The 17,883-nt window shown below is 66.3% G+C and carries 12 protein-coding genes; 7 read left to right on the top strand and 5 right to left on the bottom strand.

All coding sequences use genetic code 11. From position 1 onward, the window contains the following. Positions 1–63: 63 nt before the first annotated feature. The 3 genes from RR42_RS12440 to RR42_RS12430 all read right to left on the bottom strand — a co-directional run bounded on the left by RR42_RS12440 (position 64) and on the right by RR42_RS12430 (position 5,077). Positions 64–939, bottom strand: a complete 876-nt coding sequence (locus RR42_RS12440) for a cytochrome c (RefSeq protein WP_043347179.1) — start codon at positions 937–939, stop codon at positions 64–66. A gap of 124 nt (positions 940–1,063) precedes the next feature. Further along, positions 1,064–3,793 carry a UPF0182 family protein gene (locus tag RR42_RS12435; RefSeq protein ID WP_043347178.1) on the bottom strand — a complete coding sequence of 910 codons (2,730 nt, stop codon included), beginning with the start codon at positions 3,791–3,793 and terminating at the stop codon, positions 1,064–1,066. A gap of 381 nt (positions 3,794–4,174) precedes the next feature. Then, on the bottom strand, positions 4,175–5,077 hold the full coding sequence (locus RR42_RS12430; protein ID WP_043347175.1) for a LysR family transcriptional regulator: 903 nt from the start codon (positions 5,075–5,077) through the stop codon (positions 4,175–4,177). Positions 5,078–5,363: 286 nt separating this feature from the next. On the opposite strand from RR42_RS12430, the gene RR42_RS12425 reads away from it, so the two are divergent. From RR42_RS12425 to RR42_RS12410, 4 genes are all read left to right on the top strand, one after another. After that, positions 5,364–6,344: a hydroxymethylglutaryl-CoA lyase gene (locus RR42_RS12425; protein ID WP_043347172.1), complete on the top strand. Its 981-nt coding sequence runs from the start codon at positions 5,364–5,366 to the stop codon at positions 6,342–6,344. Beyond that, positions 6,334–7,488, top strand: a complete 1,155-nt coding sequence (locus RR42_RS12420; protein WP_043347170.1) for a CaiB/BaiF CoA transferase family protein — start codon at positions 6,334–6,336, stop codon at positions 7,486–7,488. The genes RR42_RS12425 and RR42_RS12420 overlap by 11 nt, the downstream gene beginning before the upstream one ends. A gap of 69 nt (positions 7,489–7,557) precedes the next feature. Next, positions 7,558–8,547, top strand: coding sequence for a Bug family tripartite tricarboxylate transporter substrate binding protein (locus tag RR42_RS12415; protein ID WP_043347167.1), 990 nt, complete (start codon positions 7,558–7,560; stop codon positions 8,545–8,547). 252 nt (positions 8,548–8,799) lie between these two features. Beyond that, a complete protein-coding gene (locus tag RR42_RS12410) occupies positions 8,800–10,056 on the top strand; it encodes a serine hydrolase domain-containing protein (RefSeq protein WP_043347164.1) in 1,257 nt (418 codons plus the stop codon). Here the strand turns inward: RR42_RS12410 and RR42_RS12405 are convergent. Both RR42_RS12405 and RR42_RS12400 read right to left on the bottom strand, forming a co-directional pair. Further along, positions 10,053–11,342 carry an EAL domain-containing protein gene (locus RR42_RS12405; RefSeq protein WP_082054892.1) on the bottom strand — a complete coding sequence of 430 codons (1,290 nt, stop codon included), beginning with the start codon at positions 11,340–11,342 and terminating at the stop codon, positions 10,053–10,055. The two genes, RR42_RS12410 and RR42_RS12405, sit on opposite strands and share 4 nt — an antisense overlap. Continuing rightward, positions 11,339–14,089 (bottom strand): ATP-binding protein, encoded by a 2,751-nt coding sequence (locus tag RR42_RS12400; RefSeq protein WP_052494615.1) that lies wholly within the window; start codon positions 14,087–14,089, stop codon positions 11,339–11,341. The genes RR42_RS12405 and RR42_RS12400 overlap by 4 nt, the downstream gene beginning before the upstream one ends. Before the next feature lie 208 nt (positions 14,090–14,297). On the opposite strand from RR42_RS12400, the gene RR42_RS12395 reads away from it, so the two are divergent. The 3 genes from RR42_RS12395 to fmdA all read left to right on the top strand — a co-directional run bounded on the left by RR42_RS12395 (position 14,298) and on the right by fmdA (position 17,767). Continuing rightward, a complete protein-coding gene (locus RR42_RS12395) occupies positions 14,298–15,626 on the top strand; it encodes a LuxR C-terminal-related transcriptional regulator (protein ID WP_052494614.1) in 1,329 nt (442 codons plus the stop codon). 231 nt (positions 15,627–15,857) lie between these two features. Beyond that, positions 15,858–16,370, top strand: coding sequence for an AmiS/UreI family transporter (locus RR42_RS12390; RefSeq protein ID WP_043347161.1), 513 nt, complete (start codon positions 15,858–15,860; stop codon positions 16,368–16,370). Between the two features lie 164 nt (positions 16,371–16,534). Continuing rightward, a complete protein-coding gene (fmdA, locus tag RR42_RS12385; protein WP_043347157.1) occupies positions 16,535–17,767 on the top strand; it encodes a formamidase in 1,233 nt (410 codons plus the stop codon). The last annotated feature ends 116 nt before the right edge of the window (positions 17,768–17,883 follow it).

Here is a 17,883-nt window from a genome sequence, read left to right as displayed (position 1 = left end):
TCGGTCACCTATCACATCGCCAATTGAACCGGATGCCGGACCGTGCCATCCGGCACGGGTGCATCAGGGCTGGGGGTCAGGAACCCGCGGCGGCGCCGCCACCTTGCGTCCAGCCATATGACGCAGATACGCCAGCAAGTCCTTCAGATCCGCGTCGGACAGCGTTTTCTCGTCGATCGCCGACATGCGCGCGTTGGGCCACCAGCGCAACGATTGCGGGTCGCGGATCAGCGTGGCCAGCTTGTCGTCGCCCAGGTAGTCGACCGCGCTGTGCGGCACATTCAGGTCGGGGCCAAGGTGCGCGTCGCCGACCCGGTTGAGGGAGTGGCACGAGAAGCAAACGCGCTGGAACGTCGCGAAGCCGCGCATGACCGCGCCGTCCGCCGGCAGGCCGGGGGCGGGCCGGATGGCCGCAAAGCGCTCCGCCGGCGGCGCGGTGATGTCGATGCGCACGATGCCGTACGTCCAGAGACTCTCGTTGACAAGGGAAGCAGCGCGGCCCGCCGGCACTGTCCAGATCAGGCGGAACGGCCCGATGTCCTGGCCCTTGAGCGTTGGCCACGGCGCGGCAGGATTTTCCACCGCCAGCCAGGCGCGCGGCTCGTCGGCGCTATCGGCCAGCAACAGGCGCGTCGGCAGGTGGGAGACATAGCCATCGCTGGCCGCGGTCGTCGCGCTCGCGTCGGCCGTCACCGGCATGCCGCGCAGCAAGGCGGCCAGGGGGATGGCCTTGAACGTCAGGCGGCGTTTCAGGTTGTCGTCGTCCACCGTCACGTCGGTCAGGCGGCGGTCTTTCAGCAGCGCATCCAGCGTCCAGTTGCGCTGTTGCGCACCAGCGGCAATGGTCAGCGTCGCCGTGTCCGCGGCGCAAGCCGGACCCGCCAGGAACGCCATGGCGCAGCCAAGCGCGCCAATGGCCATTGCGATCCAGGCTTTCATGGGTCTTCCTCCAGGGCGAGCGAACAATGTGCGGCGGTCGTTGGCGATCATTCTAGCCGTTGCAAGCGAGTGTCGGCTTTTTCGCCGGCTCGGCGATGGGCGGGGTCGCTCGCATGATCGTTCGTCATTTCTGCGCGTCGGCGCGCCCGGCGCCGAGCGCTTCGAGCAGCGGTCTGAGCGCATCGAGTTCCGCGCCAAAGCCGCCCCAGTCGCCCGCCTTCAATCGCTCCATGGCGCGGTCATAGTGGGCGAGTGCCTCGCGGGCGCGGCCGTCTGGTTGGCCACCGGGCGCGGTCGCCAGCGGGGCCGCTTCCTTGAAGAGCGCCGCCAGGGCCGCGCCCAAGGTTTCCTCCATCACCACATGGTCGCCATAGGCGGCGATCACCCGTTTCAGCTCGGGCAGCTGACCGGACTCCGCGCGCAAGTAGAGCGGCGAGACGTAGAGAATCGAGTTGTCGATGGGCACGACCTGGAGGTGGCCGCGGATGACGCGCGAGCCCATCTGGTTCCACAGCGAAATCTGCTGCGAGATCTCGGTGTTTTGCTGGATGCGCGCCTCGATCTGGAATGGCCCATAGACCAGCTTGTCCTTGGGAAAGGCATAGACGACAAGCTTGCCGTAGTCAGGCGGATCGCAACGCGCCGCCAGCCACGCGATCATGTTTTCGCGCTGGCTGGGCACCATCGGCAGCATCAGCACGAATTCGGCGCGCGGCTGCGCGGGTAGCCGCACGATCATGTAGTAGGGCGTCATGGGCGTGCCAGGGCCGGTGCCCGCGTCGATGTCGGCCTGCTTGCGCGGGAACTGCCAGAGATCCTCGCGGTTGTAGAAGACTTCCGGCGTTTCCATGTGATAGGCGCGGTAGACCTGCGCCTGGATCAGGAACAGGTCTTCGGGGTAGCGGATATGTTGCTGCAGGTCTTGCGGCATCGCGCCCAGCGGCTTGAACAGGCCCGGGAAAATGCGCTGGTACGTCCGCACGACGGGATCGGCGGGATCGCTGATGTAGAAGTCGGCAGTCCCGTTGTACGCATCGATCACCACCTTGACCGCGTTGCGGATGTAATTGTCGCCGTCACCGGTGCCCGGCTGGGAGTATGGGAACCAGCGGCTGGTGGTATAGGCATCCTGGATCCAGAAAAGCCGCCCGCCGCTCACGACGATGTAGGGGTCATGGTCGAGGCTGAGGAACGGGGCGATCGTGCGCACCCGGTCCTGGATATTGCGATGGAGCAGGATCCGGCTCGCGGGCGTGATGTAGCTGGTCACCAGGATGTTGGGATCGTCGAATTGCCAGGCGAAGAGGGCCTGCAGCGCCATGCTGCCGATGGCGACGCCGTCGCGCCCGTGGTAGGTCGCATAGACGTTCTCATCGCCCTTGGGGTAATCGAATTCGGGCGCGTTGCCGTTGACGATCACATAGCCCTTGCCGCCTTCACCAAAGTACAGGCGCGGTTCACCGATGGGCGGGCCGCCGCGGGAGACAGGCGGAATATCCTTCAGGTAAAGCGTAGGCAGGCCTTCCGCGGATTTCTCCGTGACCGGCGACATCACGACGCCATCGCCGTGGGTAAACAGGAGATGCAGGTTGACCCAGGTCTGGGCATTGGCGGGAAGCAGCGACGGCTCCAGCTCCCGCGCCGAGAGCATCACCTGCTGGTAACGGGCGTCGAACCGGTAGCGGTCGATGTCTGTCGCCAGGAATTTGTAGTAGGTCCTGATCTCCTGCAACTGCGCGTAGGTATCGCGCAACGGCTGCAGATCCCACAGGCGGATGTTGTCGATGGTCGGGCGATTGGCCTGCAGCGCGGCGAGATCGAGGTTCTGCTCGGCGGGAAACGGCTTTACCGCGATCTGCGCCAGGCCATAGGCGTCGCGCGTCAGCGCAATGTTGTGGGCGATATAGGGCGTCTCCAGCTGCAGTTCGTTCGGCTTGACATAGAAGCGCTGGAACAGCGCCGGGTAGATCAGCACCAGTACCAATGCGCTGCCGAACACGGCCAGCGCCGAGGCGGCAGGAATGCGATAGCCCCGCCAGCGCATATTGGCCCATGACGCGGCCGCGGCCGCGCCGGCCAGGCCGATCAGCGGCCACAGCGCCGGCAGCCCCACATGGATATCGGTATAGCTGGCACCCACCACCACGCCGTTGTCCCCATAGAGCAGCAGAAAGCGGTCGAGCCAGTAGGACCAGGCCTGCAGCAGGAAGAACAAGCCCAGCAGGGCCGAGCCGTGGGCGGCGGCCGCAGGTGAAAGCCCGCGCGGCGAGCGCATGCAGGCGATGTCGCCGCGCATCCCGTACACCGCGGCCGTCGCCGCCGCGCCGCAGCACAACAGCAGTAGCAGCCAGTTCCTCAGCGCAAGATAGGCGGGCAGCGAGAAGAGATAGAAGCCGATGTCCTTGCCGAAGATCGGATCGGCCTTGCCAAAGGGCACCTGGTTGAAGTAGCGAAGCACGAGCTCCCAGTCCGGGATTTCGCTGGTGGCGAGCAGCAGGCCCAGGAGGACGGCGGCACCGGCGATGGCGGCATGCCAGGGCAGGTGCGGCGCGACTTCGCCCACCAGCTCGCTCAAGACCTCCGCCTTCCAGGAGCCTGGCGGGCTCGCATAGCGGTGCGCCAGCAATCCCGATACCCAGATCGCGCCCGCCGACGCAGCGAAGACAGCGGCGAACAGAAGCGCCTTGGTGACAAGGACCGTCCAGAAGACGTTGACATAGCCAATGGAAGAAAACCACAGCCAGTCAACCAGCATGCCGGTGAGGCGGCCGATGACGATCAAGCCGATGATGCCAGCCGCAACCCTGGCGGCAATGCGCCTCAGGCGCGGGCCGGATATCCCTGGCGAGCGCATCGATCATGCTCCTTTGCCGGACCGTCATCCGTGGCCTGCGGCTGCCCGCAACAAGGCGAAGGTCCGAGCTGGCCCGGCCCGACAATTCATTGTAGGTGGGGAATCATGCGGCAGCAGATGGACATTTACGGGCTGTTTATGCCTGGGCGATAGCTTTCTACGCCATTTGCATGGGCGAGTTCTTAACCTGTGGGCTGTCCGATCCGGTGAGCAACATGATGCCGCACAGCCGCAATGCACTACGCACAGGCCAACCTCATCACGGTGGCGGGTACTACCTGAAACTGACCGGATGCCTGCTGGCCCTCGGTTTGTTGTACGCCTTGTCATCGTGAAACGGGTCTGCGCCGACTAGGCAAAGCTAGGCGCGCAGGCGTGCCTTCAGCCTGCCGCTTTTTGTTCCAGGTAGTCCACCAGCAGCCTTGCCGCCGGCGAAAGGCTTGCCTCGTCGCGCATGCAGATCGCAAAGCGGCGCTGCGCCCAGCTATCGGTGAGCGGGATCACCCGTACGCCAACGCTGGCGTAAATGGGCTCGACCACCTCGCGCGGCACGATGGCAAGACCCAGATGCGCGCGCACGCAGCGCAGGGACGCATCGAACGAGGAAACCACCACGCGGTACGCCATCGGCTTGCCGATGATGGCCGCGGCGCGCGCGAGCATGGTGTGCACAGCCGTCTGCCCGGGCAGCCCGATGTGGTCGAATTCCAGCGTTTGCTCAAACGTGCAATCCGGCTGGCTAGCGAGCGGATGCTCGGGATGCACGATGGCCGCCAGGGCATCGCTGCGATAGGGGCGGGTCTGGAATCCTTCCAGATCTGCGGCATCCCAGCAGATACCCAACGGTGCGGATCCCTCACGCAATGAGCGGACGAGGTCGCGGCTGAGGCTTTCCTCGACGGTGACGCGGATGTCCCGATGCTCAGCCACCTGCAGGAAGCTCGCGATATCGTCGGGCAGCGACTCGGCCATGCACGATACCGTGGCCAGCAAGCGGACTTGGCCCTTGATGCCGGTCCCGTAGTCGGCCATGTCGCGCTCCACGCGATCGGCCGCGGCCAGCATGGCGCGAGCGTGCTCCAGCAGGATCTCACCCGCCGCGGTCGGGATCACGCCGCGCCGGCGCCGCTCGAACAGCGTGACGCCCACCGTGTCTTCCAGCTGCGCCAGCCGCTTGCTGATGGCCGAAGCCACGATGTGCTGCTGCTCGCCGGCGCGCGCCATGTTGCGGGTCTCGCAAACCGCAGCAAACAGGCGCAGGGAGGTGAGGTCTAGATCACGCATCGAAAGCCTTCAACGGAGGATTTGAGGATTTCCAATCTGGAAATCAAGCGCGGTCATCTTAACGTTTTTTGTCACAACCGGAAATTCCTCGGGCTGGACGCAAGCGGCGGCACCGGGGGCGCCGCAGTCGGCGGGCCGCTGGCCTGGGGATGCATCGGCGTGATCCGCTTAGATGTTCCAATTCGGAATGTTAGTGCTTCTTGATTACCGCTTCTGGCGTGGGCCGGAACAACATAGAGTGCATAGGCCAGATCAAAGCACGAACCTCCGAGGAGACACTGATCCAATGACAACGCACATTCCATCGGCACCGCGCCAGGCCGTGATCCGCGAGGTCGGGCTGCGTGACGGGCTGCAAAGCATCGCCACCATCCTGCCGACTTCCGCCAAGCGCGAGTGGATCCAGGCGGCCTACGCGGCGGGCCAGCGGGAGATCGAAGTCGGCTCGTTCGTCCCGGCGAAGCTGCTGCCGCAACTTGCCGATACCGCGGAACTTGTGGACTTTGCCAGATCGCTGCCGGGGCTGTTCGTCTCGGTCCTGGTGCCGAACCTGCGGGGCGCGCAGAACGCCATCGCCAGCGGCGCGGACCTGATGCTGGTGCCGCTGTCCGCCAGCCATGCCCATAGCCTGGCCAACCTGCGCAAGACGCCCGACGAAGTCGTGGCCGAGGTCGCCAGGATCCGCGCCGAGCGTGACGCGGCCGGCTCCCGCACGCTGATCGAAGGTGGCGTGGGCACGGCCTTTGGCTGCACGATCCAGGGCCATGTGGATCCAGAGGAGGTGCTGCGGCTGATGCAGGCCCTGCTGGACGCGGGCGCCGATCGCGTGAGCCTGGCCGACACGGTGGGCTACGCCGATCCCGGCATGGTTCGCCGCCTGTTCGAACGCGCCACGGCACTGGCCGGCGACCGCTTCTGGTGCGGCCATTTCCACGACACGCGCGGGCTTGGCCTGGCCAACGTCCATGCCGCGCTGGAAGCCGGGGTGACCCGCTTCGATGCCTGTCTCGCCGGCATCGGCGGCTGCCCGCACGCGCCCGGCGCCAGCGGCAATGTCGCCACTGAAGACCTGGCCTACCTGCTGGGCAGCATGGGCTTCGATACCGGCATCGATATCGGCCGGCTGCTGGCGCTGCGCGAGCGCGTGGCCGGCTGGCTGACCAATGAAACCCTGCACGGCACGTTGTGGCGCGCCGGCCTGCCCAAGACATTTCCCGCGTCGGTTGCCGATGCGGCTTTCCGCCTGAGAGAGAACCATGGCCGCTGAACACGCCTGCCTGCCGCTCGCCGGCGTCCGCGTGGTGGAGTTCACCCATATGGTGATGGGCCCGACCTGCGGCATGATCCTCGCGGACCTGGGCGCCGAAGTCATCAAGGTCGAGCCGCCCGGTGGCGACAAGACCCGCAACCTGCCCGGCCTCGGCATTGGCTTCTTCCGCTCGTTCAACCGCAACAAGAAGAGCGTGGTCATCGATATCACCACCCCGCAAGGGCAGGCCACGGCAGCGGAGCTGGTTGGCCAGTGCGACGTGTTGCTGGAGAACTTCCGCCCGGGGCTGATGGCGAAATGCGGGCTGGATTACGCTACGCTGTCCGCCAGGTTTCCCGGACTGATCTACGTCTCGCACAAGGGCTTCCTGCCCGGTCCCTATGAAAACCGCCTGGCGCTCGACGAAGTCGTGCAGATGATGGGCGGCCTGTCCTACATGACCGGGCCCAAGGGCCGCCCGCTGCGCGCCGGCACCTCGGTCAACGACATCATGGGCGGCATGTTCGGCGCCATCGGCGTGATGGCGGCCTTGCGGGAGCGCGACCGCACCGGTAAGGGGCAGGAAGTGCAGAGCGCGCTGTTCGAGAATTGCGTGTTCCTGTCGTCCCAGCATATGCAGCAGTTCTCGATGACCCGCGAGCCGCCGCCGCCGATGCCGTCGCGCGTGTCCGCCTGGAGCGTCTACGACGTGTTCACGCTGGCCGAAGGCGAGCAGCTGTTCATCGGCGCCGTCAGCGACAAGCAGTTCAACACCTTGTGCGATGTGCTGCAACGTCCCGACCTGGCCGCCGACCCGGCGCTGGCCACTAACGCGATGCGGGTGGCGGTACGCCCGGCCTTGCTGGAGCGGCTTGGCGAGATTCTCAAGGACCATCGCGTGGAAGCGCTTGCGCCAAAGCTCGAAGCCGCGGGCATTCCTTACGCGCCCATCATGCGTCCGGAGCAACTGCTCGATGACCCGCACCTGAGAGCAAGCGGTGGCCTGGTGCCGATGCAGACCGAGGACGGCGGCACCACCGATGTGGTACTGCTGCCGCTGCTGATGGGTGGACGCCGGCCCGGCGTGCGCATGCCGCTGCCGGGCATCGGCGAGCACAACGACGAAATCCTGTCCGGCCTGGGCGTGCATGCCCCGGACTGACGCTTCCCGCATTGCCGCGTGGTTTCGGACGGCCACGCGGACCAGAAAGATAAACATACGGAGACAGACATGGCATTCCCCCTTTCGCGCCGGGCAGCACTCGGTATGGCCGCTTCGGCGATCGCACTTACGCTTGCCTTGCCGGCCGGCACCGCGCTGGCCCAGGGCTCGGGCCGGCCGGTGCGCCTGATCCTGCCGATCAGCGCAGGCTCGGGCGTGGACGCGATCGCACGCGCTGCCGGGCCTGCGCTGGGCAAGAGCCTGGGCCAGCCGGTGGTGATCGAGAATCTTCCCGGCGCCGGCGGCATCACTGGCGCTGCGGCGGTGGCCAAGGCGCCACCCGACGGCACCACGCTGGGCCTGTTCTCCAACAACCACGTGATCAACCCGAGCGTGTACAAGAAGATGCCGTTCGACGCGATCAAGGACTTCACGCCCATCAGCGTGATCGGCTCCACGCCGCTGGTCCTGGTGGTCAACCCCAAGGTTCCCGCAAAGAACGTGCAGGAACTCATTGCCTTGCTCAAGGCCAAGCCCAATTCGCTCAACTATGCCTCGTCGGGCAACGGCACCATCATCCAGCTCGCCGCCGAGATGTTCCTCGATGAGGCGCATGCCAAGGCTCGCCATGTGCCCTACAAAGGCACCGGACCGATGATGACCGACCTGATCGCGGGCCAGGTGGAGATGGGCGTGGTGGCGTTGAATGCCGTGGCGCCGCACCTGAGGAGCGGCACCCTGCGCGCGATCGGCCTGTGCGGCGCAACGCGCTCGCCGGCCGCACCGGATCTTCCCACCATCGCGGAACAAGGCTTGCCCAACTACGCCGTCGAGGGCTGGTTTGCGGTGGTAGGCCCGGCGGGGCTGCCGCCTGCCGAGGTCAAGCGCCTCAACATGTCGTTCGCCAAGGCATTCACCAGCCCGGACGTGCTGGAAGCGATGAAGAAGCAGGGCAATGTGATCAGTCCCAGCACGCCGGAGGCCGCCGCCAGGTTCTTCCAGAGCGAAGCGGCGCGCTATGCGGCCCTGGTCAAGAAGGCCAATGTGACCCTGGAGTAAGGGGGGGCGGCCGCTTAGCGTATCGCATCGCATCGCATCGCATCGTTCGGTGAGTCGATGCGACCCGTGCGGCAGACGCCGGCCCACGCCGTGGCATTCACCGCTTCTCCGGTTTCATTGCATGTTGCCGCTGCCCGCGCGGCCCGCTTGGCGTAGGGAGGCGCCGATGTCATGATGGCGAAGTGCGAGCGAGCGGCATTTCCAGCCAGCGAGCCGGCATTTCACCTACGGCATCAATGAGGAGACACGGATATGCAAGGCAGGCAAACGCAGGGGATGTCCCGCGAGCGGCTTGGGCGGGTCGAGCGGTTCATCGATGACGCCTATATCGCGACCGGCAAGTTGCCCGGCACCCTCACCCAGGTGTGGCGGCGCGGCGAGTTGGTGCTGAACTCTGTGCTGGGCCTGGCCGACCGCGAGCGACAGGTTCCGTTGGCCGAGGATTCGATCTTCCGCATCTACTCGATGAGCAAGCCCGTCACCTCGGTGGCGGTCATGATGCTGGTCGAGGAATGCAAGATTGCCCTGGACGATCCGGTCAGCAAGTACATCCCGGCATGGGAAAACCTGGGCGTCTACGCCGGGGGGTTCATGGAGAGCTTCCAGACGCGCCCGGCCGCGCGCCCGATGCTGGTGGTCGACCTGCTGCGCCACACGTCCGGCCTGACCTATGGTTTCCAGCAGAACACCAACGTCGACGCCGCTTACCGCAAGCAGATGCTGGGCGAGCTCGCCACCGGCGGCACGCTGGACGACATGATCGGGAAGCTGGCCAGGCTGCCGCTCGAGTTCTCGCCGGGCGAGGCCTGGAACTACTCGGTTGCCACCGACGTGCTGGGCTACCTTGTCGGCAAGATCAGCGGAATTCCTTTCGAGACCTTCCTGAAGGAACGCATATTCGATCCGCTGGGCATGGTTGACACCGCCTTCCACGTGCCGCAAGACAAGGCCTCGCGCTTTTGCGCCTGCTACGCCGTCGGCTCGCTCGGCTCTAAGGTGGTGTCCGCGCGCGCGCCGGTCCTGCAGGACGATCCCCTCACCAGCCCCTACCTGAAGCCGCCAAGCTTCATCTCCGGCGGTGGCGGCCTGGTGTCCACCGCGGCTGACTACATGCGCTTCGCACGCATGCTGTTGCAAGGCGGTGAGCTGGATGGGGTGCGCCTGCTGGGGCCGAAGACCCTGGCGCTGATGACCGCCAACCATTTGCCGGGCGGCGTGGACCTGCCGCGCATGTCGCGCTCCATGTTCAGCGAAGCCACCTATGATGGCGTCGGCTTCGGGCTCGGTTTCGCCACCACGGTGACGCCGGCGACCACGTTGATTCCCGGCAGCGCCGGCGACTTCTTCTGGGGCGGCGCGGCCAGCACCTTCTTCTGGGTCGATCCGCAGGAGGACCTGATCGGACTGTTCCTGACCCAGCTCCTGCCGTCGTCCGCCTACCCGGTGCGCCGCCAGCTGCGCACGCTGGTCTACAGCGCCATCACCGAGCCGGGTGCGGCGGCACGCTAGGCGCCTGGCGAGCCGCGACCCGTGGCCTCCCAGACGCCGCCCAGCACGTCCCCCTGCCCAATGTCGCAACCCTCCCATTTGAAGAACTGCAGTTCTTCCGAGCTGGCCAGGCCATTGGCCAGCGCCTGCATGCCGAGCGTGTGCGCCAGCGCGATCACGGCGCGCGCGATGGCGGCGCGCTTGGCATCGGTTGCCACGTTACGCACGTAGCCCTGGGGAATCTGCAGCCGGTCGGGCAGCAAACGCTGCAGGTTGGCCAGCGAGATGGGCGTGTCGCCAACGTCGGCCAGCGTGACGGACGCGCCTTGCTCCTGGATGCGGGCGCAGGCCAGGCGGGCGGCTTCCGTGGCGGTGCCCAGCAGGCTGCCTGGCAACTGCAGGTCGAGCACGTTGCCGGCCTGGGCGGTCTCGCGCAGGTATTGGCGCAGCAGTTCCGGCAATGCCAGCAGCTCGGACTCCTCGGCGCCGGCCATGAGCGGCAGCAGGATGGGCACGCTGACGCGGGCCGGGCTGGATAGGGCGGCTTGCGGATCCGTGTGCCAGGCTAGCGCGAGTTCACAGGCGCGGCGCAGCAGCGCGGCGTTGATCGCGCCAATGAGGCTTGGGCTGCGCACGTGGTTGGCGATCTCGGCATGCGGCATCCAGCCGGTGGGGCCCGGCCACGCCGGCAGCAGTGCGATGGCCGCGATGGCGGCGCAGCCCAGGTCGAACTGGGAGACGGCTTGCAGCCGGTACTGCCCGCTGTACAGCGCTTGTTCTATTGCAGCTTCGACCTGCGCGTCGCTACCTGCCTCGGAGGTGGGTAGCTCGGGCGCCCGCGGTACCGGCTGGGGCAGGCCATGGGATTGCTGCAAGGCCTTTACGTACTGGTAGGCACGCAGGCCGCCGATGACGACGGAGGTCAGCTTTTGCGCGGTCATCTCCGTCTTGAGGAAGTAGCCATTGATCTCGTAGCCGGTCACCACCTCGCGCTCCGGCGCCATGCCGGGATGCCCGGTGCGCAGCACGATCTGGAGGTCGGGGTTGCGCAGTTGCTCGCGGATATAGCGCACCGTGGCCAGGCCGGCATCGTCGGTTTCCATCACGACATCGAGCAGCACGAGCGCGGTATCGGGGTGAGCGGCGAGGTGGGCTCTGCAGGCTTGGCCGGAATATACGCTGTGGAACTGGATCTTGCGCCCGGAGAAGGTCAGGTCCGTCAGCACCAGGCGCGTGATCTCGTGCACGTCGGGGTCGTCGTCGACCAGCAGGACCTGCCACGCGGGCATGGACAAAGAGGGGTTCATGGCAAAGTCCTGGCGGATACGATCGGAATGGTGGCCTTCGCCGAGGGCGTGATGCGCGGCATGCGCAGGGTGAAGACGGTGCCGCCGCCATTGGCCTGCCCCGCATGGCCCACGGCGATGGTGCCGCCCAGGCGCTGTGTCACCAGGTTGTAGACCAGGTGCAGGCCCAGGCCGCTGCCACCCTTGCCGCGGCGCGAGGTAAAGAAGGGCTCGAAGATCTTCTCATGCAGGGCATCGGGAATGCCGCTGCCGTCGTCGGCGTAGCGGATCACGACTTCGTCACCGGCGGCGAGTCGGGCGGCGATGCGGATGGTGCCGCGCACAGGGCCAGTGTCGCCGCTGCCGAATGCGTGCACCAGCGAGTTCATGACCAGGTTGGTGAGGATCTGCGCGACTGCGCCGGGGTAGCCGTTCATGGCGATGCCCGCCGGGCAGTCGATCAGCAATTGCACGTGTGTGTCGCGCAGGCGCGGGTCGAGGCTGACCACGGTCTCGCGGATATAGTCGCCCAGGTCGAAGGTGCGCCGTTTTTCGCTGGTCTGGTCGACCGCCATCTGCTTGAAGCTCTGTACCAGCTCCGCCGCGCGGTTGGCGTTGGACAACAGCAAACGGGCGGATTGCGCGGCGTCCGACAGGTAGCGTTGCAGCGCCTCTGGTGCCAGCCCGTTGCTGGCCACCAGCGCCTGCGTGGCGCTGGTGCGGTCCTGCAGGTAGGAGGCGGCGCTCACGGCGATGCCCACGGGCGTGTTGATCTCGTGCGCCACGCCCGCGACCAGTCCGCCGAGAGAGGCCATCTTTTCCGCGTCCACCAGGTGCTTGCGCGCGGACTCGAGATGGCGCAGCGACTCCATCAGTTCCGCCTGTGCCAGCTCGCGGCTTTCGTGTGACAGCACGATCCACCACGCGCCGAAAGCCAGCAGCGGCAGGGTGGCCGAGTACACGCGCAGCAGCAGGCCGCCGATCCCGTCGGCGTGCGCGGCATGGCCTTCGCCGATCAGCCGGTAGGCGAGCAGGAACACGGCGCCCATGGCCGCCGCGGCAATCACGAACAGGCCCAGGAAACGCGCCAGCCGCCGCAGGAAATGCGGCGGCAGTATCCGCAGGAAACTGCCTTGCCACGGCGCCGCCTGCACCTGTGCGGCGGCGCCGGGCGCCTTGCAGGCATCGTGGCAATGGTTGTCCAGGCCGCAGCACAGCGAGCAGATCGGCCCCGCATAGAAGGGGCAGTGCGCCATGTCCGGTGCTTCGTAGTCGCGCTCGCAGATGCAGCAGCGGATCGGCTCGTCGGTGTGCTTGTCGAGGGGGGCCGGGTCTTCCCGCGCGATGTAGTACCGGCCGCGGGTCGCACAGGCGATCAGGATGGCGCTGGCGAACGAAGCGCCCAGCGCGATAAAGGCGCAATAGGCTTGCGCCAGCGCGCCAAAGAAGCCGGAATAAGCGCCGATGCCGGCGAGCGAGGCGATCAGCATGGCGCCGCAGCCCACCGGGTTGAACGCATGCAGGTAGGCCCGGCGGAACTCGATGCGGCGCGGGCTGATGCCCAGCGGCTTGAGCACGACAAGGTCGGCCACCAGGGCGCCGAGCCAGGCGATCACCAGGTTGGAATACACGCTCAGCACGGCCTCCAGCGTGCTGAAGATGCCCAGCAGGGTGAGCAACAGCGCGATCAGCACGTTGAACACCAGCCAGACCACGCGGCCCGGATGGTAGTGCGCCAGCCGCACGAACACATTGGACCAGGCCAGTGAGCCCGCATAGGCATTGGTCACGTTGATCTTGATCTGCGACACGAGCACGAACAGCATCGCCACCGCGAGCACCACCTCGGGCCGGTCGAATACCTGCCCGTATGCCCACACGTACATGTGGATCGGTTCCATCGCGTGACTGGCGGGCACGCCGGCTTGCAGCGCGAGCACCGCCAGCAGGCTGCCCGCCAGCACCTTCAGGCCGCCGATCACGATCCAGCCCGGGCCCGCCAGCAGCAGTGCGCTCCACCAGCTCCAGCGGTTGCGCGGCGTGCGGTCGGGCAGGAAGCGCAGGTAGTCCACCTGCTCGCCAATCTGGCCCATCAGCGAGAACAGCACGCCAGTGGCGGCGCCAAACGCGAGCACATTGAATGCAGGCGAGGCCGCGTCGCGCCCGGTGAATGCCGCCCATTGCGCCAGCACGCCGGGATCGTGGCGCAGGATGTAGGCAAAGGGCAGCACCAGCAGCACCGCCCACAGCGGCTGTGTCCACATCTGCAGCTTGTTGATCAGCGTGACGCCGAAGAACACCATCGGCACGATCACCAGCGAGCAGACCAGGTAGCCGACTGTCAGGTTCAGGCCGGTGGCAATGGCGAGCGCCTGGGCCAGGATGGCCGATTCCAGCGCGAAGAAGATAAAGGTGAAGGAGGCGTAGATCAGCGAGGTGATGGTGGACCCGGCATAGCCGAAGCCCGCGCCGCGCGTGAGCAGGTCGATGTCCACGTTGGCCATGCTGGCGTGGTATGCCACCGGCAGCCCGATCAGGAAGATCAGTGCGCACACCAGCAGGATGGCCGGGAACGCGTTCTGGAAGCCAAAGCTGAGCGTGACGCTGGCGCCGATGGCTTCCAGCGCCAGGAAGGACACGCCGCCGATAGCCGTGTTGGCCAGCGTGAACGGCGACCAGCGCCGGTAAGAGCGTGCCGCATAGCGCAGCGCGTAATCCTCCAGCGTTTCGTTCGCGACCCAGGATTGATATTCTCGTTTGATGCGCATGGCGTGGTGGCGTCGGGTGCGATGCGGCTCCGGGAGGGGTGTGTGCGATCCGGGTCGGGACGGATGGCTGGCAGCGGGCGCTCCGATTATTGTCTGAATCCGCCCCTCGCGCAATGACATGCGCGCTGCGCGGGAAGGGGCCGGAACGCGCTGCGGCATGCCGTACGGATGCTGCGCGGCAGCATGGCGCAGCGCCTTGACATTTAGGGTGCCAGCGCAAACACTGGCCGGCAGTCCTCATATCGAAGAGGCCGCGGGCAGCGCCGTATGGCGCTCGCCGTTGCCCGAATCCGCTGTGCCCGATGCCATGGAGAAAGCGCGGTTGCCCGCCCAGAATGCCGATAGCGCCTATAAGGCCGATAGCGTCGATAGCGCCGATCCCCAGGCCGGGGAGCTGATCTACCGTATCCACGCCGCGCGCGATGATGATGGCTGGCGCGGCGTGGTTGCGCTGGTGCGCGATCAGTTTGCCGCGGGCATGGCCGTGCTGGCGCGGCGGCACCTGGCCGGCGGCCAGGGCGCGGTGCTGCACGGCGCCCCGGACGACCCGGCGTTCTTTCGCACCTTCGCGCAGTACTCCGCGCGCAACCCGTGGTTCCTCTCCAGCACGGCCTACCAGCCCCTGCAGGTGATCAGCGGCGACGACATGCTGGGCAGCGGCGACCTGGTCCGCACGGACTACTACCAGGCGTTGCTGCGGCCCCATCGCTATCTGCATCGCTTGTGCGGGGTGGTGGCGCGCGAGGCGGATGTCGTCTACTACCTTGAGTTGTACCGGCGCGAAGACCAGCGGCGCTTTGCCAGCAAGGAGAAGGCGGAGTTCCGCGGCCTGCTGGCGCATATGGCGCTGTCGCTGGAAAACCGCTGGCACCGCCACAGCGCCGCGGACCTGAGCCAGGCGCTGATGCGCGTCATCGACGGCCATCCTAACGCCACCTTCCTGGTGGAGCGGGATGGCCGCATCGTCTACTGCAACCGCAGCGCGCAGGCGCTGTGCGGGCAGGGCAGCGGCCTGTACCAGGATGGCGACTATCTTGCCGCGGTGATGCCGACCGACCACCGCACCTTGCACGAGATGCTGGACACGCTGGCCGGGGCTTCCCAAGGACTTCCCTCCAAGGCCGGTGACACGCGCGACGCCCACCCGGGCCAGGCCACGCAGGCGCCCACGCAGGTGCTGGCGGTGTCCGCGCCCGGCTTTGCCTTGCCCACGACGCTCACGTTGCAGCCCGCCGGCGCATCCATGCGCAACGGGCTGGGCGAGGAGCGCGCGCTGGTGGTGGTCAGCGCGCGCCGGCAGGGTGCGGAGCATGCGCACCACGATTGCCTGTTCGCGCGCCAGTTCAAGCTGAGCGAGGCCCAGGCGCGGGTCAACGCGCTGGTCTTCGCCGGCCACTCCATCGCCAGCCTGGCGCAGGTACTGCACGTGTCCGAAAACACGGTGCGCAGCCACCTCAAGCAGATCTTCCAGAAGACCAACACTCATGGCCAGATGGAACTGGTGCGCCTGCACGCGCAGCATTGCCCGCCGGCCTGAACGTCCCTCGCCCGGCCATCGCGCCGCTGCCGTATCCACTGCCTTATCGGTTGCCTCATTCAATTGGGTGAGGCCGCCTCACCCAGCCACATGACGCGCGGAATCCTCGTCGTGAAGGATTCGCATCTTCGCGGGCCTGCTTATAGTTGACCCGTCGCCACGCGGCCGCCGCGAGTCAGCCGGCGCCAACAGAAAAAGAACAACCAGAATCCGTCACGGAGGAGATACGCCATGCTAGGCCTGACGTTGCTTTACGTAGGTGCCGTGCTGTGCCTGAACGGCTTGTGGCTGCTGGGCAAGATTGGCGACCGCGAGATCTGGGTCGTCAACATCTTTGCCGGCGGGGTGACGATGCTGGTGTCGCTGCGCCTGATCTTCGGCGGCGAGGCGGACAGCGCATCCATCAAGGCCGGCGCGCTGACGCTGTTGTTCACCTTCACCTACCTGTGGGTTGCGCTCAACCGCTTCAACGGCGCGGACGGGCGTGGCCTGGGCTGGTTCAGCCTGTTCGTGTCGATCACGGTGATTCCCGTCGCCATTGATGCGCTGCGCCATGCCAACTCCGTCTGGGATACCTGGTTCGCCTGGTGCTGGGTCGGCTGGGGCGTGCTGTGGTTCCTGTACTTCCTGTTGCTGGCGATGCAGCGTCCGATCCTGAAATTCACCGGCGTTGCCACTGTCCTGGCAGGTATCGCCACCGGCTGGCTGCCAGGCTATCTGCTGCTGAGCGAATCGTTCAGATAGACCGCAAGGACAGACCCCAAAGACAGACCGCAAAGGTCGACCCCGGCGCGGCGGCGGGCAGCCGCGCGCGACCAACACGGATCCAGGCATGCAGCCAGGACGGCTGCATTGTTTCACGGCCGCAATCCGGCGACTGACCGGACACACACCAAGGAGACAGGCACATGGCAGATACCCTGATCAAGGTCGATCTCGCGCAATCGGCGTACGAGAACGAACAGGTCCACAACCGCTGGCACCCGGACATTCCCATGGCCTGCTGGGTCAATCCCGGCGACGAGTTCATCCTGGAGACCTATGACTGGACCGGCGGCTTCATCAAGAACAACGAGTCGGCGGATGACGTGCGGGACATCGACCTGTCCATCGTCCACTTTCTCTCCGGGCCGGTGGGTGTACGCGGCGTCAAGCCGGGCGACCTGCTGGTGGTCGACCTGCTGGACGTAGGCGCCAAGCCCGAAAGCCAGTGGGGCTTCAACGGCTTCTTCTCGAAGCAGAACGGCGGCGGGTTCCTGACGGACCATTTCCCGCTGGCGCAGAAATCCATCTGGGACTTCCACGGTGTCTACACCACGTCGCGCCATGTGCCCGGCGTGGAGTTCGCCGGGCTGATCCATCCCGGGCTGATCGGCTGCCTGCCCGATCCCAAGCTGCTCCATACCTGGAACGAACGCGAGACAGGGCTGATCAAGACCGACCCCAATCGCGTGCCGCCGCTGGCCAACCCGCCGTTTGCCGCGACCGCCCATATGGGCAAGCTCGTCGGGGACGCCGGCAGGCGGGCGGCAGCCGAGGGCGCGCGTACCGTGCCGCCGCGCGAGCATGGCGGCAACTGCGACATCAAGGACCTGTCGCGTGGCTCCAAGGTGTACTTCCCGGTGTATGTGGATGGGGCGGGGCTGTCGGTCGGCGATCTGCACTTCAGCCAGGGCGATGGCGAGATTACCTTCTGCGGCGCCATCGAGATGGCGGGGTGGGTGCACATGCGGGTCAACGTGATCAAGGACGGCATGGCGAAGTACGGCATCAAGAACCCCATCTTCAAGCCCAGCCCGATCACGCCGACCTACAACGACTACCTGATCTTCGAAGGCATCTCGGTGGATGAACAAGGCAAGCAGCACTACCTGGATGTCAACGTCGCCTACCGGCAGGCCTGCCTGAACGCGATCGAATACCTGACCAAGTTCGGCTACTCGCGCGCGCAGGCCTACGCCATCCTGGGCACGGCGCCGGTGCAGGGGCATATCAGCGGCGTCGTGGACATCCCCAACTCCTGCGCCACGCTCTGGATACCGACGCAGATCTTCGACTTCGATATCCGGCCGCAGGCCAACGGACCCACCGTGCACATCAAGGGAGGTGCCGACGTCCTGCTTTCGCAGGATGTGGCCTGAATGCCAATCTGAGCGCCAGCCAGAGATGTGAAGTCCCGGCGAGCGCGGGCTCCCGCCTTCCTCCTCCTTCCCCAAGGGGGGCCGCGCTTGCCACCTTCCACCAAGCGGAGAGACCT

The sequence above is a fragment of the Cupriavidus basilensis genome (genome assembly GCF_000832305.1).
GTDB classification, from domain to species: Bacteria; Pseudomonadota; Gammaproteobacteria; order Burkholderiales; family Burkholderiaceae; genus Cupriavidus; species Cupriavidus basilensis_F.
Note: the sequence above shows the minus strand (reverse complement) of the source record. Positions and strands in the feature narration are given on the sequence as shown.

Coding starts and splice junctions, on each gene's coding strand:
- RR42_RS12440 (WP_043347179.1), bottom strand. CDS start 939: ATGAAAGCCTGGATCGCAATGGCCATTGGCGCGCTTGGCTGCGCCATG.
- RR42_RS12435 (WP_043347178.1), bottom strand. CDS start 3,793: ATGCGCTCGCCAGGGATATCCGGCCCGCGCCTGAGGCGCATTGCCGCC.
- RR42_RS12430 (WP_043347175.1), bottom strand. CDS start 5,077: ATGCGTGATCTAGACCTCACCTCCCTGCGCCTGTTTGCTGCGGTTTGC.
- RR42_RS12425 (WP_043347172.1), top strand. CDS start 5,364: ATGACAACGCACATTCCATCGGCACCGCGCCAGGCCGTGATCCGCGAG.
- RR42_RS12420 (WP_043347170.1), top strand. CDS start 6,334: ATGGCCGCTGAACACGCCTGCCTGCCGCTCGCCGGCGTCCGCGTGGTG.
- RR42_RS12415 (WP_043347167.1), top strand. CDS start 7,558: ATGGCATTCCCCCTTTCGCGCCGGGCAGCACTCGGTATGGCCGCTTCG.
- RR42_RS12410 (WP_043347164.1), top strand. CDS start 8,800: ATGCAAGGCAGGCAAACGCAGGGGATGTCCCGCGAGCGGCTTGGGCGG.
- RR42_RS12405 (WP_082054892.1), bottom strand. CDS start 11,342: ATGAACCCCTCTTTGTCCATGCCCGCGTGGCAGGTCCTGCTGGTCGAC.
- RR42_RS12400 (WP_052494615.1), bottom strand. CDS start 14,089: ATGCGCATCAAACGAGAATATCAATCCTGGGTCGCGAACGAAACGCTG.
- RR42_RS12390 (WP_043347161.1), top strand. CDS start 15,858: ATGCTAGGCCTGACGTTGCTTTACGTAGGTGCCGTGCTGTGCCTGAAC.
- fmdA (WP_043347157.1), top strand. CDS start 16,535: ATGGCAGATACCCTGATCAAGGTCGATCTCGCGCAATCGGCGTACGAG.